Below are 26,888 nucleotides of genomic sequence, written 5' to 3' on the forward strand. Positions count from 1 at the left end.
CGATGACCAGGAGCATCGAGCGGGAGATCCGGGTGGAGGCCAGCCCAGAGGTGGTCTACGAGGTGATCAGCTCGCCGGAGCACCTGCGCGAGTGGTGGCCGGACGACGCCGACCTCGACGCGGCCCCCGGCGCGACCGGCACCGTCACGTTCCGGCGTACGGACGAGACCAAGGTCGTGCCGCTGACCGTGGTGGAGGCCGACCCGCCGCGGCGCTTCTCCTTCCGCTGGGCGTACGACGACGAGCCTGTCACGCCGGAGAACTCGCTCCTGGTCACCTTCGACCTGATCCCGGCCGGCGGCGCCACGCTGCTCCGGTTCGCCGAGACCGGGTACGACGAGGCTTCCAAGCCGGACGAGATGCTCGAGGACCACACCACCGGGTGGGACTACTTCCTCCCCCGGCTCGCGCCGTACGCCGAGCGGCAGGCGCAGCGGCCGTGATCGACGACGAGCTCTGGTCGGCGATCGGTGACCCGACCCGGCGGCGGATGCTCGACCTGCTGCTCGCGAGCGGCGGCGGTACGGCGACCAGTCTCAGCGACCAACTGCCCGTCACCCGGCAGGCGGTCGCGAAGCACCTCGGCGTACTCGACCGGGCCGGGCTGGTGCACTCCACGCCGTCCGGACGGGAACGCCGCTACACCGTGGACGAGGACCGCCTCGCCCACGCGATCAACCAGCTGACCGACGTCACCAGCGCCTGGGACCGGCGGCTGCAACGCATCGCCCGCATCGCCGAGGCGATCGAAAAACACGAAAGGAAACTTCCATGAGCGACATCCTGCACCGCGTTGGCATCCTTGCATCCCCGACGGACGTCTACGCCGCACTCACCACGATCGACGGTCTGGCCGGCTGGTGGACAGAGGACACGACCGGCGACCCCGACGGTGTGATCCACTTCCGCTTCGCGGCCGCGGGCGGCGAGGGCTTCGACATGAAGGTCCTGGAGACGAAGCCCGGCGAGCTCGTCCGCTGGGAGGTCGTCGACGGTCCCCCGGAGTGGATCGGCACCCACATCCGCTTCGACCTCTCGCAGACCGACGAGTGGGCGATCGTGCTCTTCAAGCACGAGGGCTGGAAGGAGCCGGTCGAGTTCATGCACCACTGCAGCACCAAGTGGGCCAGCTTCCTGCTCAGCCTCAAGAAGTACGTCGAGACCGGCAAGGGCGACCCGTCCCCGAACGACGTGGTGATCAGCAACTGGCCCTAGGAAAGTGCGGCCAGGAGCTCCTTCAACCGGCGTTCCTGGGCCTCACGCTCGGCCCTGAGCTGGTCGTCGTACGTGCGGTCCGCGGCACCGAGGAGCAACGCCTTGGTCTCGCGGATCGCGCCGGGCAGCGGGCCGAGCAACGCGTCGGCCAGGTCCTTGACCGTCGCCTCCAGTTCGTCCGCCGGTACGACGATGTTCGCGAGGCCGAGCTCCTTCGCCTCCGCGGCCTCGACCCAGCGGCTCGTCGCACAGATCTCCAGCGCCCGCGAGTACCCGACCAGCTCGACGAGCGGTTTCGTACCGCCGAGGTCCGGCACCAGCCCGAGTGACGGCTCGCGCATGCTGAAGCGGGCGTCGGGCGTGACGACCCGCAGATCACAGGCCAAGGCGAGCTGGAAACCGGCGCCGACCGCATGGCCCTGCACCGCGGCGATGCTGACGATCTCGGGCCGCCGCAGCCAGGAGAACCCGGTCTGGAACTTCGCGATCAGCTCCAGGACCTCGTCGGTCGGCTTGGCGCCGAGGCTCAGCAGCGGCTCTTCGCCCAGATCGTTCTCGCCCATGATCAGCCGGCGGTCCAGACCGGCCGAGAACGACGGCCCCTCCCCCGACACGACCACCACACGGACGTCGGACGGCAGCGCCGTACCGAAATCGGCCAGTGCACTCCACATCGCGGGCGTCTGGGCGTTGCGCACCTCCGGACGGTCGAGCACCACACGCGCGACCGGTCCGTCCACCGTCAACCGCAGTCCGAGATCCGTCATGGCCCGGATATTACTCGGAAGTAATCAGGCGAGCGAGATCAGGTCGGCGTACTCGTTGGTCCAGAGGTCCTCGACGCCGTCGGGCAGCAGGACGACACGCTCGGGTTCGAGGGCCTCGACGGCGCCCTCGTCGTGGGTGACCAGGACGATCGCGCCTGTGTACGAGCGGATCGCGTTCAGCACCTCGGCGCGGGACGCCGGGTCCAGGTTGTTGGTCGGCTCGTCGAGGAGCAGGACGTTCGCCGCCGACACGACCAGCGTGGCGAGGGCGAGACGGGTCTTCTCGCCGCCGGACAGCACCTTGGCGGGCTTGTCCGCGTCGTCGCCGGTGAACAGGAACGAGCCGAGCACGCTGCGCGCCTGCGTCTCGTTCAGGTCCGGGGCGGCGGTCTTCATGTTCTCAAGGACCGTCCGGTTCACGTCCAGGGTCTCGTGCTCCTGTGCGTAGTACCCGAGCTTGAGGCCGTGGCCGTCGATCACCTCGCCGGTGTCCGCCTTCTCGATCCCGCCGAGGATCCGCAGCAGCGTGGTCTTGCCGGCGCCGTTCAGGCCGAGGACGACGACCCGCGAGCCCTTGTCGATCGCCAGGTCGACGTCGGTGAAGATCTCCAGCGAGCCGTACGACTTCGACAGCTCCCGCGCCATCAGCGGCGTCTTGCCGCACGGCGCCGGCGTCGGGAAGGCGATCTTCGCGACGCGATCCTGCTTGCGCTCGTCCTCGAGCGAGGACATCAGCCGCTCGGCCCGGCGCAGCATCTGCTGGGCCGCGGCCGCCTTGGTCGCCTTGGCGCGCATCTTGTTCGCCTGGTCGACCAGCTGCGTCGCCTTCTTCTCCGCGTTCGCCCGCTCGCGCTTGCGGCGCCGCTCGTCGGTCTCCCGCTGGAGCAGGTACGCCTTCCAGCCGACGTTGTACACGTCGATCTCGGCCCGGTTCGCGTCCAGGTGGAAGACCCGGGTGACGGTGTCCTGCAACAGGTTCACGTCGTGGCTGATCATGATCACGCCACCGGCGTACGACTTGAGGAAGTCGCGCAGCCAGATGATCGAGTCGGCGTCCAGGTGGTTGGTCGGCTCGTCGAGCAGCAGCGTCTCGGCCTGCGCGAACAGGATCCGGGCCAGCTCGACCCGGCGGCGCTGACCACCGGACAGGGTCGACAGCGGCTGGCCGAGGACGCGGTCCGGGAGACCGAGGTTGGCCGCGATCCGGGCCGCCTCGGCCTCGGCGGCGTACCCACCGGCGGCGTGCAGGTCCGCCTCGGCCCGCTCGTACCGCCGCATGCCCTTGGCGCGGGTCTTCTCGTCCGCACTCGCCATCGACTTCTCGGCGGAGCGCAACCGCCGTACGACGTCGTCCAGGCCGCGCGCGGACAGGATCCGGTCCCGGGCCAGTACGTCGAGATCGCCGGTGCGCGGGTCCTGCGGCAGGTAGCCGATCTCGCCCGAGGACGTCACGGAACCGCTCGCGGGCAGCCCTTCACCGGCGAGAATCTTGGTCAACGTCGTCTTGCCGGCGCCGTTGCGGCCGACCAGCCCGACCTTGTCGCCGGGGCCGACCCGGAACGAGGCGGGCGCGAGCAGCTGACGGGCACCGACGCGAACCTCGAGATTGGAGACAGTGATCATCGGGGGTCGCAGGCGTCCTTACGCTGGGATACGGGCTGAGCTCTGGGCGGCATGCCAGTGTCGTGGCTGTGTGATCGCGGTGTCGCGGCACGCCGAAATCCCCCGCTCTCAGGACTAGTGTAGGTGCCGTGAAATTCAATCCGGATGCGGATCTCGACACCAGCGGCGTCGAGGACACCCGCGGTAGTGGTGGCGGACGCAGCGGTGGCCTCCCCGGCGGGATGATCCCGGTCGGCGGCGGCATCGGCGGCATCATCCTGCTCGTCGTGATCCTGCTCCTGACCGGCGGCCTGCCAGGCGGAGGTGGCAGCGACGAACCGGTGACAAAGAACACGGCAGCCGGCAACCTGGGCTCCTGCAAGAAGGGCACCGACCTGCAGTCGAACTCGGACTGCAGGTTCGTGTTCTACCAGAACTCGATCGAGAGCTTCTGGGCCGCGGAGCTCCCCCGGCGCGGCAAGAAGTACACCCGCGCGCCGCTGCGGGTCTTCGAAGGCTCGGTGAACACCGGCTGCGGCCCGGCGACCAGTGCGGTCGGCCCGTTCTACTGCCCGCCGGACAAGCGGGTGTACCTGGACATCGGGTTCTTCGAGACGCTGCAGAACGACCTGGGCGCCCGCGGCGGCGAGTTCGCCGAGGCGTACGTCGTGGCGCACGAGTACGGCCACCACATCCAGAACCTGTACGGCATCCTCGACCGGATCAAGACCCGCAACGGCCCGGCGTCCGACTCGGTCCGCTCCGAGCTCCAGGCCGACTGTCTCGCCGGGATCTGGACCAACCACGCGACCACGGTCCCGAACTCGAGCGGCCAACCGCTCATCACCGAGCTCACCGAGGACGACATCGCCCGCGGCCTCGACGCCGCCGCCTCGGTCGGCGACGACCGCATCCAGTCGAAGACCCAGGGCCAGGTCACCCCCGAAAGCTTCAGCCACGGCACTGCCGAACAACGTATGCGCTGGTTCCAGAAGGGCATGGCCTCAGGCGACATGACGGCCTGCGACACCTGGTCCGCCAACTCCCTCTGAGCCCTGTCCCGCTCACCTGGAGGGTTGCCCCCTGAGATTTTCAATGGGCAACCCTCCAACTCGGGGGATGACCCCTGAGTTGGAGGGTTGTGGAGTTGCGGTCAGGCGACCTGGGCGGGGCGGTGGTAGCCGGGGAGGAGTTCGTCGACGAGGGCGTCGGTTTCCGCCTCGGGGCCGCGGGGGCCGCCGTGCTTGGTGAGGGCGGCGTACATCTGGCCGGCCACGTTGGTGACGTCCGCGGTGGTGCCGAAGTGGGCAGCCAGGCGGAGGGTGGCGCGCCACAGTTCCTCCGAGGCCGGAGAGAAGCTCAGGCCGGTCTGGAGCGCCGTACGCGCCGTATTGCCGTCGTTGTGGCTGAGGGCCGCCTCGGCGAGCCGCAGCGCGGCGTCGACGACGGCCTCCGCCATCCGGCGCTCGATCCCGGACGCGGCGAGCCACGAGTAGCGGCCCCCGGGCAGGTTCGACCAGGCCGGTCCGTGCACCAGGCTGAGCGCCGTCGACAGCGGACCCCGCGGGTCGTCGACCATCGTCGCCTGCTTCGCGAGGGTGCGGAACACGTCCCAGTCGACCCGGACGACGCTGCGGTTCAGCATCCAGCGACCCGACTCGTCGGCGTACATGGCGTCCACACCGACCCAGCGCCGGGTGTGCTCCAGCGCCGCGTCGCGCAGCTCCTCGCTGATGCCGCGCGGCCAGATCGCCCCGGCGAGGACGTTCGGGTGTACGCCGTAGTCCTGGCTGGCCAGGAACGCGATGATCTCCGTCGACAGCGTGATCCGGCCGTCGTCGATGACCCCGCGGGCGTCCACCTCGACCGGGCCGAGCAGGTCGACCTCGACCGGCGCCGGCTGGCTCAGGTCCATGGCGGAGAACTCGTACGCCGGTATGTCCTGCTCGGAGCGGCGCTTGTCGCGGGCGTCCGACTCGGCCGCGTCGAACAGCGCGACCAGGTCGGCGAACTGCTCCGGGTTGACGCTGTGCGCGTCCACCTCGAGACCGAGCAGCCGGCAGACGGCCTGGTTCTTCTCGTCCACGACGAACCGCCACGGCGAGTTCAACACGTCGCCGACCACGACCACCGAGATGCTGCGCTTGGTGTCGGCGGCCAGCCGGTTCAGCTGGTCCTGCTCCTCCGGCGACGGCGGAGAGGACACGAAGATGATCTCCGAGCCCCACAGCGCCGCGTCCGGATGCGTCATCCGGGCCTCGGCGACCGAACCGGCGTTCCGGCGCTGGCAGGCCTGCAGCTGCGCCTCGCTACGGCGGGCGACCTCGGCCATCGCGTCGTCGAGGCGGATCCAGTAGCTCAGCCGCGTCGGCGCGAGCGACGACAGGTCGTCGCCGAATCCGACCATGCTGATGTGCGCGCCCTCGGACCACAGGTTCGTCGCCAGCTCGACCGCAAGCGAACCGACCACGTCGCGGGAGGCGTTGTTCACGCCGCCGAACGCGACGATCCCGTTCGCGGTGTCGAGGTCGATCAGCACCGTCGCACCGTCGGCGTTCTGGCCGACCGTGACCAGCGTCGGGTACGGCGCCGGCGCGTTGACCTCACCGCTCGGGCCGTACCCGCGGCGCAGTGTCCACCGGGCGCCCTCGGCAATCGCCTGCCACGGACCGGGCGGCTCGGGGTGCACGCCGTACGGGTCGAGCACGAGCGTCAGCGACCGGTCGGTCACCAGCGCGGCGACCACCTTCGGCATCGGCCGCTGCAGTTGCGTCATGTCGGCGCCCAGCTTGCGCAGCGAGTTGTCCACGAACTGCGCGGTCGGAACGTCCGACGCCAGCCGCAGCCCGATCTCGGTCTGCCGGTGACCGGCGGCCTTCGGGCCGGGACCCTGCGCCCAGCCGCGGCGCCGCTTCAGCGCCAGCGCCAGACCGGCCGCGAGCAGCGTCGCCCCGAAGCCGAAGATCCCGGCGTCCTTCAGGCTGATGCCGCCGTCGTCGACCGCGACCGGAGTCGCCTCCGGCACCTGGGTGCCGCCGCCGGCCGGCTCGCCGTGCTCGTGACCCGTGCCTGGAGCGTGCGGCTCGACGGTGACGTTCGGCTGCCCCGGCTTGACGTTCTTCGCGCCCGGGTCGTTCTTCGCGCTGCCGATGACGACCGACGAAGGCTCCTCGATGCCCCGCTCCGAGTAACGGCCCGGACCGACCGGCTTCGACTCGGGCGTGGTCCGCGTCTCGGTCTTGTTCTCGACCGTGGTCTTCGGCTTGGCCGGGGTCCTGGTCTCGGTGGTCGTCTTCGTGCTGACCGTGGTCTTGGTGGTGGGCTTCGTGGTCGTGTGATCGCCGATGCTCACCCGGACCGTGTGCACGCCCGGGCCCTTGGCGTCGGCCGGTAGCCGCACCTGCCAGCCCGGCAGGATGAGGTCCGGGTTGGTCAGCCGGCGGCCGTCGGGCTGCAGCTTGTTCTTGTTGAGGTCGTAGATCTCCTTGTACCGGCGACCCTCACCGAGATACCGCTCCGCGATGTCCCACAGGCAGTCGTAGTTCCGGCCCTGCGGCGGACGAACCTCTGTGTACTTCACGACCTGACCCTTGTGGTCGTGGTTCGTCCGTACGCCGACGCTCGTCTTCCCGTGGCTGCCGCTGAGCACCGTGCTGGCTGCCTCGGTCTGGCGGAACTGCGACGTGGAGGACTGCTCGTTGCCGTGCCGCACGCTCACGGACGTCGGGGCTGCCGGGCCGCTCGTGGTGACCGCGCTCGCGACCGGCAGGCTGACACCGGCGCCCGCGGCGATCAGCACGACCGTGCCGATCAGCCGGCGGGCCAGGACCTGGGAACCGCCGCCGAGCGGAACGCGTGGCGAGAGACCGTGACCGCGGATCTCCGCGACCGCCTCCGCGATCAGGCAGACGACGAAGTGCAGCCAGGCGACCCAGATGAAGAACGCGATGATGCCGAGCACCGTCTCGACGCTCAGCTCGCTGAACAGCATGCTCTTGGTGGGCATCTTGTCCGGCCACGGCGTACCGAAGAACCGCAGCAGCACGTACGGCACACCGCCGACGATCGCCAGGATCGCGAGCAGCGCGACGAAGCCCTTCAGCCGGTCCGCGCCCGGACTCCCCTGACCCCGCTGCGGCAACCGAGCCGCCCGCGCAGGCTCATTCGTCCTTACCATCGCTCCTCCATACCCCCACCATCAGCCACCGATTGCCTGAGCTTCCTGCACAGGCAGGCGCTGCACGGCCGTCACATTCGCCTGGCCGATCGGCTTCCAGCCACCGGCGTCCTTGCCGATCCAGTACGACACTTCCCAGGTGATGGTCAGTTTCACCGTGTACATCTTGTCCGGCTGACTCGCACTGGACTTCTTGTAGACGTGCTTGCACGGGTTCATCTGGTGGTACGGGTCCTGCGTCTGGTCGTACCCGTCCGGGTCGTCCAACGGCGTCACACCGACCCGGCACTTGAACGTCCCGGTGTTGTCACCTGGGTCGACGACCATCTCGACGACCATGCCGCGCATGCTCAGGTTGTGCCTGTCGTCGTACAGCCCGCTCAGACTCCCGGTGTTGTCCGTTTGCACCTCCGAACTCTCCGGGGTCAGGGTGAAATAGGCCGGCACGTTGACTCGCGGTGTGTAGGTCGGCATGACCTGCAGCGCGGGTGGCGGGTAGACGCCCTCGAACCGCCTCCAGAACTGTTCCATGTAGTCCGGGAACGGGCACTGGGCCCGGTCCTGCGCATCCACGGGAACGTAGGCGCGCTCGAGGTGGGCGTCCGGGCCACCGTTGTAGGTGTCCAGCTTGTAGTCGGTGATCGTGATCCGCATCACCCATTCTTTGCCGTCCGGTGCCTTCGGCAGCCGGATCCCCTTCGGGATCCCGAAGTCGCGACACGGGACGAACGGCCGGCCGTTCAGCTTGTCCCGCCAGGTCGGTGGCGGTGGCGCAGGCTGAATCGTCGGGATGTAAGCGTTTCCGGAACTGCAGTACGCGCCGAAGCCGACCGAGTTCACGTACATGCTGCACACGGAGTTGCCGGTCTGGATCGTATCTGCGGCGGCAGTTGTGGCGGGGGCGACCGTCACAAGCGCGAGAACGGCGCTCAGGACGAGCAGCGTACGGCCCACTCGGTTGTGCATCCTCACTCCCCAGACTCGTCTTCCCGCAGATTAACTTCGACCAGGGGCATCATGCCCGTTGCTCAGTGCCCCGTCACCTCTTCGCAACCTGAAATCCGGCATTCCGGTCTAGGCCGGGTAGCGGACGTTTGAGCAGTTCACGCCCTTGCTGGTCGCCATGCGGTACGGCAACCAGCCGACCCCGGTCTGGATCATCTCGATCACCTCGGGCGACCCCTTGGGCGCGACGACAGTCCAGTTCCGGGTCCTCGGGTCCCAGTACTGCGTCCTCTGCGAGCGGCAGATCTGCACAGCGACGGTGTCGTCCGGCGTGGCCTTCGCACCGACTACGACCACACTCCCCGGCGGCTTCATCACCCAGCCGTTGCGCTTGGCATCCACGATCTCCTCCGACACGTCGGCGTAGAAGAAGGACGGGAACCGCTTCTTCAGGATTGTGTCGTCCTTCGACACCAGGGCCTGGAAGTAGAGCGGGTAGCTGGTCATGAGGCCTTGGACGGCGGGGTTGGACGCGAAGTTCCCTGGCTTGACGATGACCTGTTGTGCGGCTGGTGCGGTGGGTTTCGCGGTGGTGGCCGGCGCGGTGGTCGTGGTCGGCTCCGACGACGGTGCGGTGGACGGTGTGCTGGACGTCGTCGTACCGGAGTCGCCGCCGACAGGGACCGGGCGGCCGCCGTCGTTGGAGTCCTTGCTGCAGGCACTCAACAGCAGGACACCAACCACTGCAACGGCCGGGAGGGCAAACCTACGCACGGACAGAATCCTCCGGGTTCTAGCGCCCGCTCGACGGCGCGCTGCTCGTGGGGCCTGACGGTTCGCCGGTCGGCGGGGTCTCGGACGGGGTCTCGGACGGGGTCGGCGTCGGCGTCACGTTCGGGGAGCAGGTGGCCGGGAACGGGAACGGCGACAGGGTCCAGATCGGGGTCGGCGAGCCGACGGTCCAGGTCGGACACGGCAGATCGATGGTCGGCGGGCGCGGGGTGTCGATCGTCGCACCGGGGCCGTCGGTCGTCGGGTTGACGACGATCGGCGGGATGGTCGGGCTGTCGTCCGCCTTCTCGACGCCCTGCTCGGCGTGCGCCTGGCCGGTGCCGCTGGCCTTCAGCGACTGCTTGCCGATCAGGCCGAGGAACGTCGTCTTGTTGGCGATGTCGACCTTGATGTCGACCTCTTTGTCGGTCAGCGTGGTCGGCCCGCACGCCGTGACCGCCGGGTCGTTCGACCGCACCTGACCGCAGAACTCCGTGATGGCGGCCGCCGCCTTGGCGGTGTCGATCTTCGCCTCGGCGACGTTCAGCTGGATGGCAGCGGCGCCGACGCGCGCGGCCTCCTGCGCGTAGCCGATCGCACGCGACCGGGCGCCCAGCTGCCGGCCGCCGTCGATCACCAGGCCTGCCAGGGTGAAGATCATCACCGCGAGGATCGCGACCGCTGGGCTGAGCGCGCCCCGGCCGAACCGCCGATGGTTGCGTCGCGCATCGATCCGGAAGAACTCGGCAAGCCGCGAGCCAGACCGATCAGGCCGATCAGGAGCCGTCACCGCGCACCCCCCGGTACGGATCGAGCGAGGACGTGAACCGCTTGGTGATCTTGGTGTCGCCGCCCAGACCGAGCAGGCCGAGATCGCGGTAGTTGATCGTGCAGCTGACCTCGACCGACAACGGCGAACCGGCCACGAACCCGGTGGTGATCGAGCCCGCCGCCGACTCCTTGCAGGAAGCCACCGCCTGGCTCATCGTCGTGTTCACTGCCTCGTCGACGCGAGCCTGCGCAGCCTGCAGCGACCGCGCCTGACTGGCGCCGCGGGCGCCGTCACGGGCGGCGCTCTCCAGCAACGACGACGTCTGGAAGTACCGCCCGCAGGCCAGCAGGAACATGAACAGCGCCAGCAGCACGGGCGCGAGGATCACCATCTCCAGCGCCATCGTGCCGCGCTCGCGGGTACGGCGGTGCCGCCCGCGAGACCACGGTCTGCGTGTCATCTGCTCGCTCACTTGTCGGCTTCGAACTGTTCGATGCGGCCGGTGGCGGTCCGGGTCACCTTCAGCTCCAGGCCGGGCACCAGCGAAACGGTTTTGCCGGTGACCGTGAACGAGACCACGCCTTCCGGGTCGTTGTACGCCGGGAACGGGACCTTGGCGTTCTGCAGCGTCGTACCGCCGAGCTGCTGGGCGTAGGACTCGACGTCCGCCCGCACCTTCTCCCCCACCGCCGGGGTGTAGACCAGCGGCTGCACCAGCCGCAACTTGGACACGCCCTCCTGCGCCGCGTTCAGCGCGACGGAACGCCCGTACAGCCACAAGGCGGTCTGGATGGACACGAAGATCAGCGCGATGATCGCCGGTGCCAGGATGGACAGCTCGAGTGTGCTGACACCCCGCTCCGACCGTCTCCGCCGAGCTCGTTTCCTCCCCAGCCGCATGGCTCTGCCGTCATTCCTTCTCGATGTCCGCGGTGTGCTTGGCGATCACGCGCTTCACCACCACGCCGATCGCGAGCGCGGCGACGACCAGGATCCCCGAGATGATCGCCCACTCGAGTGCGGAGGCGCCCAGCTCGGTGTTCCCCTGCCGTGCGCGGGCCCGCTGGGCCTGCGCACGCGCGACCGCGTAGCCGGCCATGGCCCGCCAGAACATCAACTCCGAGGTCATCCACATGCCTTCCAGATCGTGAGGCCGAAGCAGGCCTCAGTATGCCGTGTTCGACGGGCGACTCGGCCCGACGGATCCCTTGCCCTCATCTCTGTTCGGCCTAACTTCCGAGGATCGCCACACCGGCCGGGAAGGCCAGGAACAGGAAGAACGCCGAGATCATCACGAGCTGCGCGACCAGCATCGACTGGGACCGCTCACCCGCCTTGCCTTCCACGTCGGCCAGTTCCTTGCGCCGCAGCGACGCGGCCCGGGCGAGCAGCGACGAACGGATCTTCGCGCCTTCGTCACCGGCCAGTGCGAGCGCCGACGCCAGGTCCCGCAGTTCCTCGACGCCGAGGTCCTCGCCGAGCCGGGCCATCGCGTCCCACGGCGTGATGCCGATCAGCCGGGCGTTGGCCAGCGCCTGCCGGATCCGGGCCATCGCCCAGTGCTCGCCGATCGTCGAGGCCGTCATCAGCGCCTCGGGCAGACCGCGCCCGCCCGCGAGGTTCATCGCGACCAGGTCCAGGAAGCTGCCGACCACGTGCCGGAAGTCGCGCCGCCGCTTCTCCGCCTCCTGGCGCAACGCCAGGTCGGGCAGGAAGAACGCCAGCGCCATGAACGCCAGCGTGACGATCGCCGGGGCCGCGCCGGGCGCCGTGATGCCGATCGCGGAGAACAGGAACAGCACGATCGGGATGAAGACCATCGCGCCGAGCGCGAAGAACGCCTTGGTGGCGAGCATCGCGGCGAACGGCCGGTTCATCACCGCGAGGTCGCGGCGGAGCTTGCCGAACGCCCAGCCACGCGCGTTCGCCTCCGCCTCGAGCCGGCGCCCCAGGGTCTCCCGGGCGCGGTCGACACCGCCCAGCACCCGTTCGCCGGCGGCGCTCGCGGTGGCGCCGCCGACGTAGCCGCCGCGGCCCGCGTCGATCCGCGCGATCGTGGACAGCACGTTGGCCCGCGGCTTGATGAACATCCGAACCAGGAAGTACACACCGAGTCCGGCGATGCCGCCGGTAATGAAGGCCCAGGTCATCCGCTCACCGTCTCCATCCGCTCGTCGCCCGACCGCGGCAGCCGGTGCTCGTCGGCGAGGCCGATCAGGAACCGGTCCGGCACCTCGATCTTCGCCAGCCGCCGCAGCCACAGCAGCCCGAGCGCGTAGAGCCCGATCACCACGGCCAGCACGACCTGTCCGATGAAGCTCGTGTACGGCGCCATGTACGCCGAGTTGAACAACACCAGACCGGCCGCCATGATCAGCGTGATCGCGACCACCACCTGGACACTGCGCCGCGTCGAACGACGTTCCGCCGCGACCTTCCGGCGTACGTCGAGTTCCTCGCGGGCCGAGTCGGCCAGCGCACTGAGCACCTCGCGCAGACCGGGACCCCGCAGGCGGGCGTTCAGCACCAGGGCCGCGACGATCAGATCCGCCGACGGGTCGTCCAGGTCGTCGGCGAACCGCATCAGGGCCGACGGCAACGGTTCGCGGATCCGCAACCGGTCGACCAGCAGGTTCAGGCTGGGCTTGATCGCGGGCGCCGCGTTCACCGCGGTGGCCGGGATCGCCTGCTCCAGGCCGACCGCGCCGGCGATCGTGTCGCGCAACGCCTCGGTCCAGGTGGCCAGTGCGTCCAGGCGGTCGATCGCCCGGCGTTCCTCACCGGTGCCGCCGAAGAAGCGGTCCGCCATCGCGGCGAGCAGGCCAAGGGCGACGGCGAGCACCAGCCAGCGCGTCACCACCAGCACGAGCAGGCCGACCGCGAAGGCGGCGCCCAGCCGGACCATGTTCTTGCGGGCCTCGACGCTGCGGTGGCGGAACAGCGACGGCGTCTCGTCCTTCGGCTCGGTACCGCGGATCGCGACGATCAGCAGCATCACCGCGCCGCCGACCAACGCCCCGCACAGCAGCGCTCCAAGGGTTCGGTCGTTCATCGCCTCACGCCCACGTTCCGTGCACGAGCGGCTGGTACCCGAAGTGCTCGAGTTCGTCCATGCACGCGATCGGTGCGTGCGCCGCGGCGTGGCCGTCCGGTCCCGGTGCGAACACCTCGCCGGACAGCACCCGGCCGTCCCATCCGGTGACCTCCCGGATGCTCTCGACGTACCGGGTGAGGCCGCCGCCGCGGGAGTAGTCGTTGTGCTTGCGGACGAACACGACGAAGTCCAGCGCGCCGGCGATCAGCATCTGGGTGGCGTCCATCGGCAACCGCTCGCGGGCCTGGATCGCATACGTGCTGATCCGGTTGAACACCTCCATCGAGCTGTTCGAGTGGATCGTGGACAGCGAGCCGTCGTTCCCCTGGCTCATCGCGTTCAGCATCGTGACGATCTCGTCGCCGAGCACCTCACCGACGATGACCCGGCTCGGGTTCATCCGCAGCGAACGCCGGACCAGGTCGGCCATGCTGACCTCGCCGACGCCTTCGGAGTTCGGCAGCCGTTCCTCGAACGCGACCACGTTCGGGTGCAGGTCCTTGAACTCGCCGAGGCCGAGCTCGAGCGAGCGCTCGACGGTGATCAGCCGCTCGTGCGGCTGGATCTCGTTGGCCAGTGCCCGCAGCAGGGTCGTCTTCCCGGAGTTCGTGGCGCCGGCGATCATGATGTTCTTGCGGGCCGCGACGGCCGCCCGCAGGAACGAGCCGACGTCGTCGGAGATGGTTCCGTTGGCGACCAGGTCCTTGAGGAACACCTTGCCGAGGCGGGCCCGCCGGATCGACACCGCGGGACGCGACGTCACGCCCATCACCGCGGACAGCCGGGAGCCGTCGGGCAGTCGCAGGTCGAGCTGCGGGTTCGCCGAGTCGAACGGGCGGCTGGTCAGGCCGGCGTGCGCCGCCAGCACCTGGATCAGCTCGACCAGTTCCTCGTCGCTCTCGGCGACCGGCCCCGGGGTCTCCTCGCGGCCGTCGCCGTACTGCACGAAGACCTGGTCGCAGCCGTTGATGTCGATGTTCTCGACCTCGGGGTCGTCGATCAGCGGCTGCAGCCGGCCGACCCCGAACAGCGCGGAGTGGATCGCGCCGGCGATCTGCGCGTCGTCGTCCGGCGTCGGCGGCGTCCGGCCCTCGGCCAGCTCGTACCGCGCGTGGTCCTCGAGCACCTGCACGATCAGCGACCGCGCGTACTCCCGCTCGTCCTCCGCGCTCATCGGAGGTACGCCGTTCACCTGGTCGCGACGCCGCTGCTCGTTGAGCCGCTCGGCGACCTGCACCCGCAGCTTCCGGACGAGTTCCTGGTCTGCGCTCATCGATAATCACCAGGCGGGAAGGCCGCGTTGGCCATGTCGAAGTCCTGCGGCGGCGGAGCGGCGACCAGTGCCGCCATCTCCGCGGTGATGGCGCTCGCGGACCGGATCAGCTGGGTCTTGTCGAGCCGGCCGTGGCCACGCCCGTCGAAGAACGCCGCACCGGCCGGGTCGTACGCGAGGTGCCAACGGTGCCGCACCGGCAGCGACATGGCGTCCAGCACGGACCAGACCTGCTTCACGCCGTCCCGCTGCTTCGGGTCGGCCACGACGACCACGCCGAGCTGTGCGTCGACGTGGTGCACCAGCGTCGACAACCGCTCCCGCAGGTGCGCCACCGAGGAGCCTGTCGCCGTACACACCAGTACGACGAGACGCGCCGACTGGATGACCGGCAGCTGCGGCGACGACGCACCGATCCGCCCGCAGTCGGCCAGTACGTCGCCGTGCTGCATCTGGTTGAACGAGATGCCGAGCGGGTGCCACAGACCGCCCATGCCACCGACCTGCTCCGGCGAGCGCACACCGAGCAGTACGTCGAGACCACCGTCGAGCTGCTGGCTGTGCGCGAGGATGACCTCGTCGCCCAGCCCCTTCCGGCTCGCGGCCGCGAGACTGACCAGGCCGCGATCGGAGTTGAGGCCGGCTCCACCCGGTCCGGTCATCCGGATCGCCACGTCACTGCCGGCGGGGTCGCACTCGGCCAGCAGCACCTGCCGCGGCCAGAGCGCACCGATGACCAGACTTGCCGTGGTCACCCCGGGCGAGCCCTTCGCGCTCGCCAGCGCCACCAGTGCCATCAGTTGGCCCCGTTGCGTGCGACGTCCGGCTTGGTGCCCGGCGCGAGCTTCACCAGCACCAGGGTCTTGGACGCGGCCGCTGCCGCAACCGTGGTGATGTCGTCGGCCGGGATCAGGATCGTGACGTTGAGTGTGCTGTTCGAGCTCGTCTTGCTGTCGGTGATCGCACCGGCGGTCGACGTCACCTCAGCAGCGCTGACCAACGGCACCGCGGCGCCCTCGGCGTTGGCGGACGGCACGCGGATGACCTTGACGATGTCGCCGACCTCGAGCCCGTCCGACGGCGCGCGCCCGGCCTCCAAGCTGACACCGACCAGGGCGCCGCCGGCCGGGATCGGCTGCTCGTCCTTCTTGGTGAGGTTCTCCGGCGTGACGAACTGGTCCTTGTACAGCCAGGTCTTCGTGTAGCGGCCGATGTACTTCTCCGCTTCCGACCACGGAATCAGGCCACCGGTGGCACCGGCCAGGTCACCCCGGGAGAGGTCCTTGGCTTCGAGCTTGCTGCCCGGTGGCAGCGCGTCGACCGAGATCGCCACGAAGTCGGAGCGGTTGCCGCTGTTCAGCGCGATCAGCGCCGAGCCGGCGGCGCCGAGCAGGATCAGGATGACCGCGAGCGCGGCCAGGGCAGGACGGCGTTCCCGGCCGCTCGGGAGGCGGGTCGAACCGCCACCCGTCGATCGGCCCGCTGCCCGGGCGCCTTGGGACGAGTTACGCGTGGAGGACGAGAGACTCACCCGCATACCGTAATGGCAGCGAGGTGCCATCCACGCCAGGAGGCCACTCCCGTTACCGCGCCGCGACCCGCTCCAGCTCAGCAGGCTTGAGGAGTTGGTTGAACGTGCCCGGCCCGCCGTACAACTGGTCTAGATAGGCATACGTCGCACGCAGGCACAGGCCGATCTGCCGCTGCCAGTCGGGCTGACCCTCCAGCCAGGTCACGAGGTCCCGCCCTTCGACCAGCGTGACGGCGGCGTTGACCGGCTGCACGAGCCGCTCCGACCGCGGGTCCGGCTCGATCTGCGGGCCGCGCGCCTCCTGGACCGCGGCGGCCAGCGCTGCCTGCTCGGCGCCGGTGAAGAAGTAGTCGAACCCGTGCTTGCCGTGCAGCAGGTCGAGGTACTCGCAGAGCGCGAGGAACAGTTCGATGCCGTCGTACTCGCGGCCGTCCCCGGCGTGGTGCCGCAACTGGGCGACCGTGCCCCGCGCCTGGGGGATGTTCCACTCGGAGTCACCGAACTTCTCCCACATGGGCTTGATCCTAGGTGGGCTGCCGGGCGTAAATCGTTAACGGTTCGGGTGAATCGAGTTGCTGGCAAGTAACCGATTGTTTGCTAAATTCCGGACCAGAGGGTCCGGGTGACAACTGGTGATCACCCGGGCACTTAACGGGAGGGGTGATTCGGCTGACTACACCGACGTTGTCCGCCACGGATCCGACGGCTCGCGCGCGCTGGGCGGCCGGAAACGCACTCGGGATCCTGCACCCCTCGGCGGTGCCGCTGCGTGACGGCCGGGTCCGGCTGACCACGGGCGACGACATGCTCGCGGCGCGCGTGATGCGCGCGATCGAGGAGTTCCTCGCCCGCCGGGCCGCGGACCGGGTCGGCGACGACCGTCTGCTGGCGGAGGCCGTCAGCGTGATCGGGACCGAAGTGGGCCGGGCCCGCGGTGAGTTGCCCGCGCGCGGCGCGGTCGACGCCCTCGACCGGTACCTCCGGGTGCCGGGGCTGGATCAGTCCCGTCGTACCGAGGCCGATGCGATGCTCCGGGTCGCCCTCAGCGGCGCGGCGCCGGACGACCCCGACGCGGCCGCCCGCCTCAGCCGACTGACAACGCCGCCGAACGCCCTCGCGACTTCGGCGCTCGTGTCCGCCTCGGCCGCGATCAACCGCGACGCCGAACTTCTGGGTGTGAGCACGCCGCCCGCACCGCGGCGCGGCCGCCACCGCGCACAGGTCGGCAGCAGGCACCGCAGAGCGGAAGGTCGTCGCGTCTGGACCTCACAGATCCGCGGGACCGGACTGACGGTCGGCACGCGTCCGGCCTCGCAGGGCACGCTGACTGATCTGCACGCGCTGAATCTGCTCGCCGCGATGGATCGCCAGGCCCTGACGGCCGCGGTGACCGACCGGCCGGACGTCGACCCCGACGCGCGCCAGGCCCACCTGCGGATGACGGGCTCCGCCGTACCGCAGCAGCTCCGCGTCGAAATCGGCGACACCACCCTGGGCGCGCTGGGGCAGGGCATCATCCGGTCCGGTACGGCGAACGACCCGCACGTACTGCGGATTCCGCCCGGACTCAGCGACGAGCAGGTCCGCTATGTCTGGACGCACCAGCTGACGCTGATGTCGCAGGAGATCGCCGCCGCGGAAGCCGGTCGGCCCCGCGGTGTCCTCGGCAAGTTGAGGTCCGTGTTCAGCCACGACCGCCGCGACCGGCGGCTGCACGCGGACCACGCCGCCTTCCAGAGCCTGCTCGTGGACTGGCACGAGGCGCGCGCCGAGACGCTCGCGAACGGGCACCCGAGCGGGCCGCGCAGTCTCGCCGAGCTCGAGCGCGACCTGGAAGGCCTGGCCCGGACCATTCGCCGGCACGGCGGTTCCGAGCCCGCACTCCCGTGGACCGCCGGAGCAGTCGCAACCCCCGAGGCGACCGCCACCGGCCGGGCCGCCGTGCGCGCCGAGGCCGCGGCGCAGCCCGCCCGGCACACGCCTGCTCACCTGCGCGGTCAGGTCCTCACCCAGATCGAGACCCTCCAGGCCGCGGTCACGGACCTCGACCAGAAGGCGTCGAACAAGCGGAACAGCTCCCAGGACGCAATCGACGAGGCCGAGCAGGCCGAGGGTGACGCCGGCGCCGAGGACCGGCAACGCGACCGCGGCGCCCCCGAGCGCGCGCGCAAGCTGCGCGTCGTGGCGAAGACCGCGCGGAACAAGGCCGGTCGGCACAGCGAGATCGCCGGTGCCTACGAGCAGGCCGCCGCCGACGCTCGGCAGGCCCTGGCCGGGTACCAGACGCTCCTCGCCGAGATCGACGCGGACGGCTCGCCGAGCCGGATCGCCGATCTGGCCGCTGCCGCGAAGCAACAGGTAGCGGTCTACGAACGCAGCCTCGGCCAGGCGATGCCGGTCAAGGATCTGCTGATGACCGGTGTGCCGGAAGGCGACCAGCTCAACCTGCCGGTCGCCGACATCAACCGGGTCCTGGCCGCGAAGTTCAACGAACAGCTGTCGACCCGCGGTCCGCTCCCGGACCCCGCAGCCGAGTACCGGCGGCTGCTGTCCAGCGACGGCATGGTGTTCAACGTCGACACCGACGCCACGACGGACGTGTCGTCGGTGCGTCAGGTGCGGCTGCGACTGATCCCGGACGACATCACCGAGCGCGACGACATCGACTTCAGGATGGCCGAGCAGATGTCGGGCTCGCTCGGCGAGGGCGGCACGAGCGTCGGCACGACCGGCACCCACTCGACGAACGTCAACCTCGGCGTGAACATCGGGGCGCTGATGGCGCTCGCCGCACCCGGTACGCCGGTCCACGCCGCCGCGCAGCTCGTCTCGCCGAAGGTCGAGGTGGCGCGCGGCCGCTCACTCGCCGAGAGCAGTGGGGCGACGGCCCACTACCAGTCCGGCTGGGTCGACGCCAACCGTGGTGAGTCGATCCTCTACGAGTGGTCCGGCAAGTGGCAGATCGAGGTGCGGGCCTCCCCCACCGAGCCCTGGTCGGCGGTCGAGACGGTCGACGCCGGCCGCCGGCAGACCTGGGTCTCCAGCGCGTACACGGTGAAGCCGCCGGCCGAGACCGTCTCGCTGGCAGAGATCGGCCACGGGCAAGAGGTCACCGGCGAGTTCCCGCGGCACACGGTCACCAGCATCACCGGACTGCACGACGTCACCGATCGCCTGGTCCGCAGGGCACAGCAGCAGTACGGCGACCTGGACCGGGTCTCGTACAACCACATCGCCGGCCTGATGGTCAACGACTCGTACCGCCTGCTGCGCGAGTTCAGTCAGCCCGGCGGCGTCACCCGGCGGATCCCCACCGGCGGCGAGACGGAGTACGACCTCACCTGGGAGGTCGAGCCGATCTGGGCCGACGCCCGGCTCGTCGGTGAGTCCAGCTCGGAGATGTGGCAGGAAGAGGTCCTGGTCGACTTCGCGGGCGTCAACGCGAGCCAGACCTACACGGCCTCGGTCACCGGCACGGGGTCGGTCTCGTTCCCGGGCAAGCCCTCCCACGTGAGCCCGGTGGCCGCGGCGACCGCGCTCGACAACGTCGGCGGTTCCGGCGTGAACCTGTCACCGAACGCGTCAGCAGGACGCAACGTGTCCCGGTCGGGCGGCCAGAGCGTCAGCATGACCACGATCACCCCGGCCATCCATCGCAACCAGGGGCCGACGCAGGGCGTGCTGGTCGGTCTCAGGGTGCGCGCCACACTCCGCAAGGTCGGCGATCCCAAGGCCGCACCGATCGTCGAGACCGGCAAGTGCAATGCGCTCCTGCGGGTCGCGGAGAACGACCTGCTGCGCGCGGGCGGCCGGGCGGACAAGGACGCCGTACTGCGGGAAGACGACGGCACCGTCAAGGTGGACAAGCAGGGACACGTGCTGCTGCGGGGCGACGCCGAGCCGCCGACCGGTCCGCAGACAGCGCCACCGTGGATGGGCCGTGGCGAGAACCAGTTGCGTGGCGTGGGCAAGGGCCTGGCGCAAAATCTCAAGGGTGCCGAGCGGGCCCGGAACCAAGCGCTGACGCAGCTGAGCACGATGGGCCTGGTCCCCCGGGCCGGCGAGCCGGCGACGGCGATGCAGCTGGCCAACTACGAGCGCGTCGTCCAGCATCTCAGCGCGCCGCGGATCGAGGCCGGGATCAACCAGGCCTGCCAGGGCGGTCTGATCGTGATGCTCGAGGACCAGGGCGCCCTCGGTACGCCGCGCTGGCGGCCGTTCCGGTTGACGGTCACGCAGGAGTACGACGAGGCGACCAAGCAGTTCAAGGTCAAAGGCCTCGGGACGCGCACGAACGAGAACGCCGTCATGCTCGCCATCTCCTCGCAGGCGACCGGCCGGACGTCCGGCCGGTCCCGCTCGGTGCCGCTGTCCGCCGGGGCCGGCGGCTCCCACGGCCCGGCCGAAGGCATCCGCGGCTGGATGGCCAAGGTCGGCGTGAAGTTCAGCCGGAACGCGCTCGGCCGGGCGTTCAGCTGGACGGCCGGGCGACGTGTCCAGCCGGTCACGATCAACGAGAGCACCGAACCCACCGACCTGGTCGAGGAGCAGGTCGACATCAGGTTCGCCGAGATCACCGACGACGGCGACGCCGAACCGATCGCCGACGTCAAGGGCAGCATCGAGATCGCGTACGACAGCTCGATGACCCGTGCCGACACTCCGGTGTACGAGAAGAACCCGAAGCCGCCGCACCACCAGGCCGTCGAGCAGGCGTTCCCGGTCGCGATCGATGCCGGTAACCCGGCCGACGTGCTGTGCCAGGAGATCCCCGCCATCCGGTCCGACTCCACCGCGCTGCCCGCGCTGCACGAGGCGCTGTCGCCGACCAGCCTGATCGCGAACCGCGACTGGATGAACGGCAGCTACCGGCTGCCGTTCATGGTGGTCCAGGCCCCGGGCAGCCCGGCGCACGCGCTCGCGGACGGGACGATCCTGCCGCAGGAGTACGAGATCGTGATCCGCGGCGAGGCGGTCAGCCTCACGCATGTCGCGATGAGCCAGGAGAACTCCGTCGACATCAACTTCACGATGACCGACGTCGGCTCCACGTCCGGTACGTCGGCGTCCGGCGGCGTCACCGGGGAGGCCGGGGGCGGACTGGTCGAGGCCGACGGCTCCGCCCGCTCCGGGAACCTGTCGGTCGGCCGCGTCGGCGGGCGGTCGCAGTCCACCACGACCAGCGAGACCTCCGGCGACGAGCGGCTGCTGGTCAACCCGGGCACGCACCACGAGTTCATCGAGCGCCACAAGATGACCGCGGACATCATCCACAACGGTCAGGTGATCAAGTCCGTCGCGCTGCCGGACGCACTGGCCCAGAAGGCGATGGCCGAGCGGCGGGCGCTGGATCTGTATGCCTCCGAGAAGCTCGATCTGCCGCTCTGGGCGGTGTCCGACGCCGCCGAGCGGTACCTGAACGACAGGCTGCCGATCAGTCACCGCGTCGCGGCCGGATTCCTGCGCCGCTACCAGCGGGAGAAGGCCGGCGTCACCACCGGTCTGGCCGCCGAGCACACGGCCGAGAGTCTGGCGGCGAAGCTGCAGGCGAACACCCGGTTCCGCCCCGCTGCGGCGACGACCGCCGAGGCGGAGCTCGACGGGACCGCCAAGGGCGTCGAGGCGATGGCCGCCCGGCGCCGCGTCATGAGCACGTCCGCGGCGTACGACGAGAGCCAGGGTGCGGCCAAGATCGAGTCGCTCACCGTCGAAGGCACCACGAACCAGGTCGACCTGCGGACCCTCGTCGAGCCGCAGGTGGACGAGCTCGCACCAGGTCTGCGGGACGCCAGCCGCGTGCTCCAGGGCGCCTTGGACGTCGACCTGAAGCCCGGGAACTTCCACGGCCATCTCGAGGACATGCTCGGCGCGGACGGCTTCGAGGTTCCGATCGAGGTGCCGATCCAGGGACAGGCACGCCCCGACGTCCTGTTCGTCCAGGTGTTCGCCCGGTACGAGGGTGAGCGCACCATCGAAGACGTCCCGACCACTCCCGAAGGCGAGCCCGAGATCCCGAAGGAGGAAGCCGGCAGCATCGACCAGAACTACGACTTCAAGGTGCTCGATCGGTCGGCCGGCCACAACGTGACCGTCTCCGCGGGTGTCGACGGCAAAGGCCCCACCGCCCTCGGAGACGGTTCCGGCGGGGTGGCCACGGACCTGACCAACTCCCAGACGGGCGGGAGCGGCGAGCACAACATCACGATCGACCGGCTGGGCCATTTCGACCCGGTCAAGACGCACCAGAAGATGGTGTTCACGACCCGGGTCGTCCGGGTCCGGAACGCCGGTGCGGCCGCGATGGCCAGTGCCCGCTGGAAGCTCGGCCGGATCGACCCGGCCGACGTCACCAGCGTGTCCGAACCTCGCGAGCTCCGCGCGGACATCGTCCAATGGATCCCCCGCGGTGACCTGATGGACGGCCCGCGGATCGAGACACAGCCGGAGCTGGAGGAACGTGCCGAGCACCGCCCGATCCGGCTCCCGGAGGGCGCTGTCCCGATCCGTGCGGCGCTGCACGCGAAGGGCGCCGGCCGGCGCAACGAACTGGCCGAGAACCTGACCGCCCATCTCGAGCAGCCCGGCGTCCTCGGCCGGCGGGGTACGGCGGAGTACCGGCATCTGATCAGGTCGAACCTCAAGCCGAGCGCGCTGAAGGCCAAGGCCGGCCGGTTGCTCGGCGACGGCATCGCGCTCCAGCCGATGGCGCGGCCGGGCAACGGGCGGACGACGGTGAGCGTCGCGATCAACGCGACCGCGCTGGGCTGGGAACTTCACGGACCGTCGCTCGAGGGCCAGGCCGGCCGGGTCTGGCGCCGGGAGGAGGTGTACCGCTCCTCCCGCAGCAGCAACCACCTGAACCCGGTCACCGCGTCCGGCGGCGTCGACGGCGGGCTGGTCTCCGTCAGCGGCTCGATCGGCGAACAGGTCAAGGAGCAGTCGTCCGACGCCAACGGCACCCGGCTGGAGACCAGCCGGTTCGTCGAGGGTCAGATGGTCACGGTCCGGATCCCGGTGGTGTACGACGCCACGGTCCGGACGACCACCGACAACGGCCGCGGCGAGCCGGTCGTGAAGAAGTCCGTCAACCTGCCGGACCTGGCCCGCGGCGAGATGTACGTCCGGATGCTCCGGCACCAGTACCTCGAAGGACTCCGGCAGATGGAGACCGGCGCGTCGCTGGACGCCGTACTGGCGAACGCGCGGCTCGACGCGCAGCCGGCGGACTTCGGACCGCCGGACCTGACCGAGACCGAGTACGGGCAAGGCAAGGACGGCGCGGTGTACCAGCCGTACCGCCCGCTCCTCAAGGCGATCGAGCGTGCGAGATCCTTGAAGAAGGCGGTGGTGCTACTGGTCCGGGGGGCCGACGGCACCGAGCGCAAGTACAAGGCCGTCCCCGCCGACCCGCAACGGAACACCCCGGCACTTTTCCTCGGCGACCGTGACGGCGGTTTCGCGTCGGCGTTCGCCACCCTGCACCCGAACCTGGCATTGATGGCCGAGGGCCGGGTCGACCTGCGGGAGCTGTACAACACGTCGTCCCCGGACGGCAGCTTCAGCGCGAAGGTGGCCGGCGAGCTGGAGAAGGCGAACGTGCCGCGGGACGTGCTCAAGGCACTCGACTACACGACGGCCGCGCGGACCCTGCCGACCGCCTCCGACCAAGGAGCGCGCACCTCGCCGGGCGGCGCTGCCGGACGGACGATTGCACCAACCGGCCACGGGCCGTCGCTGTCCGGGTCGTGAGCCGATCATGGAAACTCGAGAACGTGGTGGACGAGAGGGGCTTGATGGCATTCGCCGTGGCGCGGACCTGGGACGAGGCGCAGCTGTACCTGGAGCTGCATCCGTGTCCGGACTGCGGGTCGGTCGACGCGCCCTGGGAACAGGCCCTGGTCCAGGTCGACGGTGACCTGGCGTCCAGCTACGCCGCGATCTGCCCGGGCTGTTCCGCCGAACGCGAGTACCTGTTCGGGCTGCCGGCGCACGAGACACCGGTGCGCGGCTGGCCGACGTTCGGCGGTCCGGAGCCGTCCGAGATCCTCGACGCCGGCCAGTGGATGGACGTCGCCGACACCGCCGCGGCGGCCGTCCCCACGGATCCCGTCGAGGCCGGTAGGGTGCTGGCCATCGCGCAGGCCGCCGTCCTCGAGGTGATCAAGTTCGTCCCGGCCGGCGCGGACGCCGTACCGGACGACGAGTTCTGGACACCGCAAGGACAGGCGGTACACGCCGCCGAGCCCGGGCGCTTCCGGCTGGACCGGTTACTCGTGACTCGTGACGTGTACGCCGAACTGGCCGGTGAAATCAGCGAGACAGGAGCGAGCTAACCGATGCCGATCGCAAGGACCCTGGCGGAGGCCGAGATCTACGTCGCGCTGGAAACCGCGCAGGCCGGGCCGGAACCGGGCCTGACCTCGGTCCCGGCTCCGGACTTCGAGCTGGGCGAGAACATCATCGAGGGCCCGGACGCCTGGACCTACCTGTCGCCGATCGGCGAGATCACCATCCCGTACTCGTCCCAGCGCTCGTCCACCCGGCTCGGCGCCCACTGGGGACTGGGCAAGTCGCAGCTCGTCGACGCGGCGGAGTGGGCGGTCGTCGCGCACCTGTACGCCGACCGGACGATCGCGGCCGACCTGGCGTACGACGGCCAACCGGGCCAGGAGCGGTACTACGTCGAGCTCGGCTGGGAACTTGCCGCCGAGGCGATCCGGGAGGCGATGAAGTCCCTGCCGGAAGGTGACAACGGCGGCGACACGGTCCCCGATTCGGAGATCTGGACCAGCTTCGGCGCCGACGCCAAGGCACGCGACCCGTACCTGGTCAGCCGCGCCCGGCTGGAGGACGACCTGGAGTACTACACCGGCACACTGGCCGACTTCCGCGCGCTGCACGGGCCGGCCTAGGACAGGCCTTAAGGCACGCGCTGGTCCACGTCGATCCGGATCGCCCGGGCGTCGGCACCGGCCTGCTCGAGAACCTTCTGCTTCGGATCCGGTACGCCGAGGAACGGCGGCCGCACCAACGCGGCCAGCTCCTTCAGCCGCGGATCGTCGAGGACCGTGTCGACGGCCCGCCGGTCTCCCCCGCACACCAGTACGTCGAGCTTCGCCGGCGCCAGGATCCGCACCGCGACCTCGGTGGCCGCCGCGAACGCCTCGCGCGCCTGGTTGTCCCGCCGGCGCGCGTACCGCTGCTGCGACCAGCCACCCGCCTTGGTCGTCCCCTGCACGTGCCGCGACCCGACCTTCGAGTCGACAAGCTTGCCGCCGGCAAACACGCCCGCGCCGTAACCACCGCGCCGGACGAGCAGTACGCCGAGCCGTCGCTCGGTGAGCACATGCGCGACGAGCCCTGCGCGGGACAACTCCGCGAGGGGCTCGAAAGGCACTGTGACGACAGCGGACTCGCCGTCCTCGGCCGACAACGTGACGCTCGTCGGCGTCACGTCGTACACGACCTCACCGTGCCGTTCGCCGAAGCCGGTCAGCCACCTGTCCAACCGCTCCGGCGCGACATGAACGGTGCGCGTCATGCTTCAGCTCCCTCGGACAACGCGGCACGCACGATCGCGCGCGCGGACGACAGCATCACGTCCGCAGCCTCGTCGCGGCTCAGTCCGGCGACGTCGACGAGCCAGACCAGCGCCTCGATGCCGACAGCGCTGCGCACGGCGATGGCGAGCCGGTGGACGGCGGCCTCCGACAACCTGTCCCGGGCGGGCGAGAGCGCATCCTCGAACCAGCCGATCCCGCGCCCCTGCCGTAGCGGCAGCTGATCCGGCTGCGTCGACGGCTCGAGCGACAGACGGAGCATCGTGCGCTGCTGCGGCTCGAACTTCAGCAGACTCTCGATGAACGCTGCCACCACCGTGAGCAGCCGCGTCTCGGGATCGTCGCCGCTGTCGGCCGGCAGCAAGGTGGTGAGCTCGACCTCTGGGTGGGCGGCGGCGAGCAGCTCCGCCTGACTGCGGAAGTACCGGTACGCCGTCGTCCGCGAGATCGACGCAGCCGCAGCGGCCTCCTCGACCGTCGGGGCCGACCCGCCCTCGGTGATCAGCTCACGAGCGGCGGCGATCAGGTCGTTGCGCGTGCGCTGCTTCTGCCGGGTCCGTCCGGACTGCTCGTACGCCGTTGACATGGCATACACGGTACCTTACTTTCGTAATGGGACTCGAGTCCCACGAATGGGAGGGGTATTCGACATGACCACACTGGCTGCGACGGTCCGCGATCACGGCGAGGGCGAACGGCGGTGGTTCAGCGGCGGCGGTCTGCAGACCTGGCTGGCGACCTCGGCGGAAACCGGAGGTGCGTTCCTGCTGATCGAGTTCGTCGGCGAGCAGGGCAAAGTGACGCCGCTGCACATCCACCCCGCGTCGGACGAGACGTTCTACCTGCTCGACGGAGAGATCCTGCTGGACCTCGACGGAAAGAAGCGCGGCCTCTCGGCCGGTGGGGTCGCGGTGGTTCCCCGCGGCATACCGCACGCCTTCAAGGTCGTCTCCCCGACGACCAGGATCCTGACGATCCAGACACCCGGCACAGACGAGGCGTTCTACCGGCTCGCCAGCGAACCCGCTCCGGAGGGGAGCCGGCCGATCCCGGTCGACTTCGACCGGATCCGGGAAGCTGCCGAGCAGACCGGCGCCATCCAGATCGTCGGACCGCCACCGTTCTGAGCACATGCGAAGAGCCCGGGCCACCTGACCCGGGCTCTCCCACTGCGGAAACAC

At 70.0% G+C, this 26,888-nt stretch carries 25 protein-coding genes; 8 read left to right on the plus strand and 17 right to left on the minus strand.

Going from position 1 to position 26,888, the window contains the following annotated elements:
* Window positions 1–2 precede the first annotated feature (2 nt).
* From EV137_RS04150 to EV137_RS04160, 3 genes are read left to right on the plus strand one after another with little or no spacing between them, the layout of a single operon-like run.
* Window positions 3–443, plus strand: a complete 441-nt coding sequence (locus EV137_RS04150) for an SRPBCC domain-containing protein (RefSeq protein WP_134126662.1) — start codon at window positions 3–5, stop codon at window positions 441–443.
* Entirely contained in the window at window positions 440–775 is a 336-nt protein-coding gene (locus EV137_RS04155; protein WP_238175074.1) for an ArsR/SmtB family transcription factor, read from the plus strand. Before EV137_RS04150 ends, EV137_RS04155 begins: the two co-directional genes overlap by 4 nt.
* The gene (locus tag EV137_RS04160; RefSeq protein WP_134009620.1) at window positions 772–1,215 is read left to right on the plus strand and encodes an SRPBCC family protein; all 444 of its coding nucleotides are present in this window, start codon (window positions 772–774) and stop codon (window positions 1,213–1,215) included. Before EV137_RS04155 ends, EV137_RS04160 begins: the two co-directional genes overlap by 4 nt.
* Here EV137_RS04160 and EV137_RS04165 read toward each other — a convergent pair.
* Window positions 1,212–1,982, minus strand: coding sequence for an enoyl-CoA hydratase/isomerase family protein (locus EV137_RS04165; protein WP_134009619.1), 771 nt, complete (start codon window positions 1,980–1,982; stop codon window positions 1,212–1,214). The genes EV137_RS04160 and EV137_RS04165 overlap by 4 nt on opposite strands.
* 24 nt (window positions 1,983–2,006) lie before the next feature.
* Window positions 2,007–3,605, minus strand: a complete 1,599-nt coding sequence (gene abc-f, locus EV137_RS04170) for a ribosomal protection-like ABC-F family protein (RefSeq protein WP_134009618.1) — start codon at window positions 3,603–3,605, stop codon at window positions 2,007–2,009.
* Window positions 3,606–3,733: 128 nt separating this feature from the next.
* Between abc-f and ypfJ the strand changes: the two genes are divergently transcribed.
* Window positions 3,734–4,636 carry a KPN_02809 family neutral zinc metallopeptidase gene (gene ypfJ, locus EV137_RS04175; RefSeq protein WP_134126664.1) on the plus strand — a complete coding sequence of 301 codons (903 nt, stop codon included), beginning with the start codon at window positions 3,734–3,736 and terminating at the stop codon, window positions 4,634–4,636.
* Window positions 4,637–4,737: 101 nt separating this feature from the next.
* Here ypfJ and EV137_RS04180 read toward each other — a convergent pair whose 3' ends face one another.
* The 13 genes from EV137_RS04180 to EV137_RS04240 form a co-directional block, all read right to left on the minus strand.
* Window positions 4,738–7,761 (minus strand): AfsR/SARP family transcriptional regulator, encoded by a 3,024-nt coding sequence (locus EV137_RS04180; RefSeq protein WP_134126666.1) that lies wholly within the window; start codon window positions 7,759–7,761, stop codon window positions 4,738–4,740.
* 21 nt (window positions 7,762–7,782) lie between these two features.
* Entirely contained in the window at window positions 7,783–8,727 is a 945-nt protein-coding gene (locus tag EV137_RS04185; protein WP_134126668.1) for a hypothetical protein, read from the minus strand.
* 108 nt (window positions 8,728–8,835) lie between these two features.
* Window positions 8,836–9,480: a hypothetical protein gene (locus EV137_RS04190; RefSeq protein ID WP_238175075.1), complete on the minus strand. Its 645-nt coding sequence runs from the start codon at window positions 9,478–9,480 to the stop codon at window positions 8,836–8,838.
* A 19-nt stretch (window positions 9,481–9,499) separates the two neighbouring features.
* On the minus strand, window positions 9,500–10,267 hold the full coding sequence (locus EV137_RS04195; protein ID WP_202870810.1) for a TadE/TadG family type IV pilus assembly protein: 768 nt from the start codon (window positions 10,265–10,267) through the stop codon (window positions 9,500–9,502).
* Window positions 10,254–10,709, minus strand: coding sequence for a TadE/TadG family type IV pilus assembly protein (locus tag EV137_RS04200; protein WP_133788308.1), 456 nt, complete (start codon window positions 10,707–10,709; stop codon window positions 10,254–10,256). The genes EV137_RS04195 and EV137_RS04200 overlap by 14 nt, the downstream gene beginning before the upstream one ends.
* An 8-nt stretch (window positions 10,710–10,717) precedes the next feature.
* Window positions 10,718–11,149 carry a TadE family protein gene (locus EV137_RS04205; protein ID WP_134009609.1) on the minus strand — a complete coding sequence of 144 codons (432 nt, stop codon included), beginning with the start codon at window positions 11,147–11,149 and terminating at the stop codon, window positions 10,718–10,720.
* A gap of 10 nt (window positions 11,150–11,159) precedes the next feature.
* Window positions 11,160–11,378 carry a hypothetical protein gene (locus tag EV137_RS04210; protein ID WP_134009607.1) on the minus strand — a complete coding sequence of 73 codons (219 nt, stop codon included), beginning with the start codon at window positions 11,376–11,378 and terminating at the stop codon, window positions 11,160–11,162.
* A 100-nt stretch (window positions 11,379–11,478) separates the two neighbouring features.
* Entirely contained in the window at window positions 11,479–12,399 is a 921-nt protein-coding gene (locus EV137_RS04215) for a type II secretion system F family protein (protein ID WP_134009605.1), read from the minus strand.
* Window positions 12,396–13,301, minus strand: coding sequence for a type II secretion system F family protein (locus EV137_RS04220; RefSeq protein WP_134126670.1), 906 nt, complete (start codon window positions 13,299–13,301; stop codon window positions 12,396–12,398). Before EV137_RS04220 ends, EV137_RS04215 begins: the two co-directional genes overlap by 4 nt.
* Before the next feature lie 4 nt (window positions 13,302–13,305).
* The gene (locus tag EV137_RS04225) at window positions 13,306–14,616 is read right to left on the minus strand and encodes a TadA family conjugal transfer-associated ATPase (protein WP_134009600.1); all 1,311 of its coding nucleotides are present in this window, start codon (window positions 14,614–14,616) and stop codon (window positions 13,306–13,308) included.
* On the minus strand, window positions 14,613–15,413 hold the full coding sequence (locus EV137_RS04230) for a CpaE/TadZ family protein (protein WP_134009598.1): 801 nt from the start codon (window positions 15,411–15,413) through the stop codon (window positions 14,613–14,615). Before EV137_RS04230 ends, EV137_RS04225 begins: the two co-directional genes overlap by 4 nt.
* A complete protein-coding gene (locus tag EV137_RS04235; RefSeq protein WP_134009596.1) occupies window positions 15,413–16,147 on the minus strand; it encodes a hypothetical protein in 735 nt (244 codons plus the stop codon). Before EV137_RS04235 ends, EV137_RS04230 begins: the two co-directional genes overlap by 1 nt.
* A 52-nt stretch (window positions 16,148–16,199) precedes the next feature.
* Window positions 16,200–16,661: a hypothetical protein gene (locus tag EV137_RS04240; RefSeq protein WP_134126672.1), complete on the minus strand. Its 462-nt coding sequence runs from the start codon at window positions 16,659–16,661 to the stop codon at window positions 16,200–16,202.
* Window positions 16,662–16,807: 146 nt separating this feature from the next.
* Here EV137_RS04240 and EV137_RS04245 point away from each other — a divergent pair, with 146 nt between their 5' ends.
* The 3 genes from EV137_RS04245 to EV137_RS04255 are packed head-to-tail and all read left to right on the plus strand — an operon-like array spanning window position 16,808 to window position 25,059.
* Window positions 16,808–23,896, plus strand: coding sequence for a hypothetical protein (locus tag EV137_RS04245; protein ID WP_134126674.1), 7,089 nt, complete (start codon window positions 16,808–16,810; stop codon window positions 23,894–23,896).
* Window positions 23,897–23,919: 23 nt separating this feature from the next.
* Complete coding sequence (locus EV137_RS04250) at window positions 23,920–24,480, plus strand: hypothetical protein (protein ID WP_238175076.1); 561 nt, start codon at window positions 23,920–23,922, stop codon at window positions 24,478–24,480.
* 3 nt (window positions 24,481–24,483) lie between these two features.
* Complete coding sequence (locus EV137_RS04255; RefSeq protein ID WP_134009587.1) at window positions 24,484–25,059, plus strand: hypothetical protein; 576 nt, start codon at window positions 24,484–24,486, stop codon at window positions 25,057–25,059.
* 8 nt (window positions 25,060–25,067) lie between these two features.
* On the opposite strand, the gene EV137_RS04260 is transcribed toward EV137_RS04255, so the two are convergent.
* Window positions 25,068–25,688, minus strand: a complete 621-nt coding sequence (locus tag EV137_RS04260; protein ID WP_134009585.1) for an acVLRF1 family peptidyl-tRNA hydrolase — start codon at window positions 25,686–25,688, stop codon at window positions 25,068–25,070.
* Window positions 25,685–26,293: a TetR/AcrR family transcriptional regulator gene (locus tag EV137_RS04265; RefSeq protein ID WP_134126676.1), complete on the minus strand. Its 609-nt coding sequence runs from the start codon at window positions 26,291–26,293 to the stop codon at window positions 25,685–25,687. The genes EV137_RS04260 and EV137_RS04265 overlap by 4 nt, the downstream gene beginning before the upstream one ends.
* 64 nt (window positions 26,294–26,357) lie before the next feature.
* Between EV137_RS04265 and EV137_RS04270 the strand changes: the two genes are divergently transcribed.
* Window positions 26,358–26,834 (plus strand): quercetin 2,3-dioxygenase, encoded by a 477-nt coding sequence (locus EV137_RS04270; RefSeq protein ID WP_134009581.1) that lies wholly within the window; start codon window positions 26,358–26,360, stop codon window positions 26,832–26,834.
* Window positions 26,835–26,888 lie beyond the last annotated feature (54 nt).

This window comes from Kribbella pratensis (genome assembly GCF_004366075.1).
Taxonomy (GTDB): domain Bacteria; phylum Actinomycetota; class Actinomycetes; order Propionibacteriales; family Kribbellaceae; genus Kribbella; species Kribbella pratensis.

Coding starts and splice junctions, on each gene's coding strand:
- EV137_RS04265 (WP_134126676.1), bottom strand. CDS start 26,293: ATGTCAACGGCGTACGAGCAGTCCGGACGGACCCGGCAGAAGCAGCGC.
- EV137_RS04225 (WP_134009600.1), bottom strand. CDS start 14,616: ATGAGCGCAGACCAGGAACTCGTCCGGAAGCTGCGGGTGCAGGTCGCC.
- EV137_RS04220 (WP_134126670.1), bottom strand. CDS start 13,301: ATGAACGACCGAACCCTTGGAGCGCTGCTGTGCGGGGCGTTGGTCGGC.
- EV137_RS04270 (WP_134009581.1), top strand. CDS start 26,358: ATGACCACACTGGCTGCGACGGTCCGCGATCACGGCGAGGGCGAACGG.
- EV137_RS04210 (WP_134009607.1), bottom strand. CDS start 11,378: ATGACCTCGGAGTTGATGTTCTGGCGGGCCATGGCCGGCTACGCGGTC.
- EV137_RS04230 (WP_134009598.1), bottom strand. CDS start 15,413: ATGGCACTGGTGGCGCTGGCGAGCGCGAAGGGCTCGCCCGGGGTGACC.
- abc-f (WP_134009618.1), bottom strand. CDS start 3,605: ATGATCACTGTCTCCAATCTCGAGGTTCGCGTCGGTGCCCGTCAGCTG.
- EV137_RS04200 (WP_133788308.1), bottom strand. CDS start 10,709: ATGACACGCAGACCGTGGTCTCGCGGGCGGCACCGCCGTACCCGCGAG.
- EV137_RS04240 (WP_134126672.1), bottom strand. CDS start 16,661: ATGTGGGAGAAGTTCGGTGACTCCGAGTGGAACATCCCCCAGGCGCGG.
- EV137_RS04260 (WP_134009585.1), bottom strand. CDS start 25,688: ATGACGCGCACCGTTCATGTCGCGCCGGAGCGGTTGGACAGGTGGCTG.
- EV137_RS04215 (WP_134009605.1), bottom strand. CDS start 12,399: ATGACCTGGGCCTTCATTACCGGCGGCATCGCCGGACTCGGTGTGTAC.
- EV137_RS04160 (WP_134009620.1), top strand. CDS start 772: ATGAGCGACATCCTGCACCGCGTTGGCATCCTTGCATCCCCGACGGAC.
- EV137_RS04255 (WP_134009587.1), top strand. CDS start 24,484: ATGCCGATCGCAAGGACCCTGGCGGAGGCCGAGATCTACGTCGCGCTG.
- EV137_RS04180 (WP_134126666.1), bottom strand. CDS start 7,761: ATGGTAAGGACGAATGAGCCTGCGCGGGCGGCTCGGTTGCCGCAGCGG.
- EV137_RS04185 (WP_134126668.1), bottom strand. CDS start 8,727: ATGCACAACCGAGTGGGCCGTACGCTGCTCGTCCTGAGCGCCGTTCTC.
- EV137_RS04150 (WP_134126662.1), top strand. CDS start 3: ATGACCAGGAGCATCGAGCGGGAGATCCGGGTGGAGGCCAGCCCAGAG.
- EV137_RS04165 (WP_134009619.1), bottom strand. CDS start 1,982: ATGACGGATCTCGGACTGCGGTTGACGGTGGACGGACCGGTCGCGCGT.
- EV137_RS04205 (WP_134009609.1), bottom strand. CDS start 11,149: ATGCGGCTGGGGAGGAAACGAGCTCGGCGGAGACGGTCGGAGCGGGGT.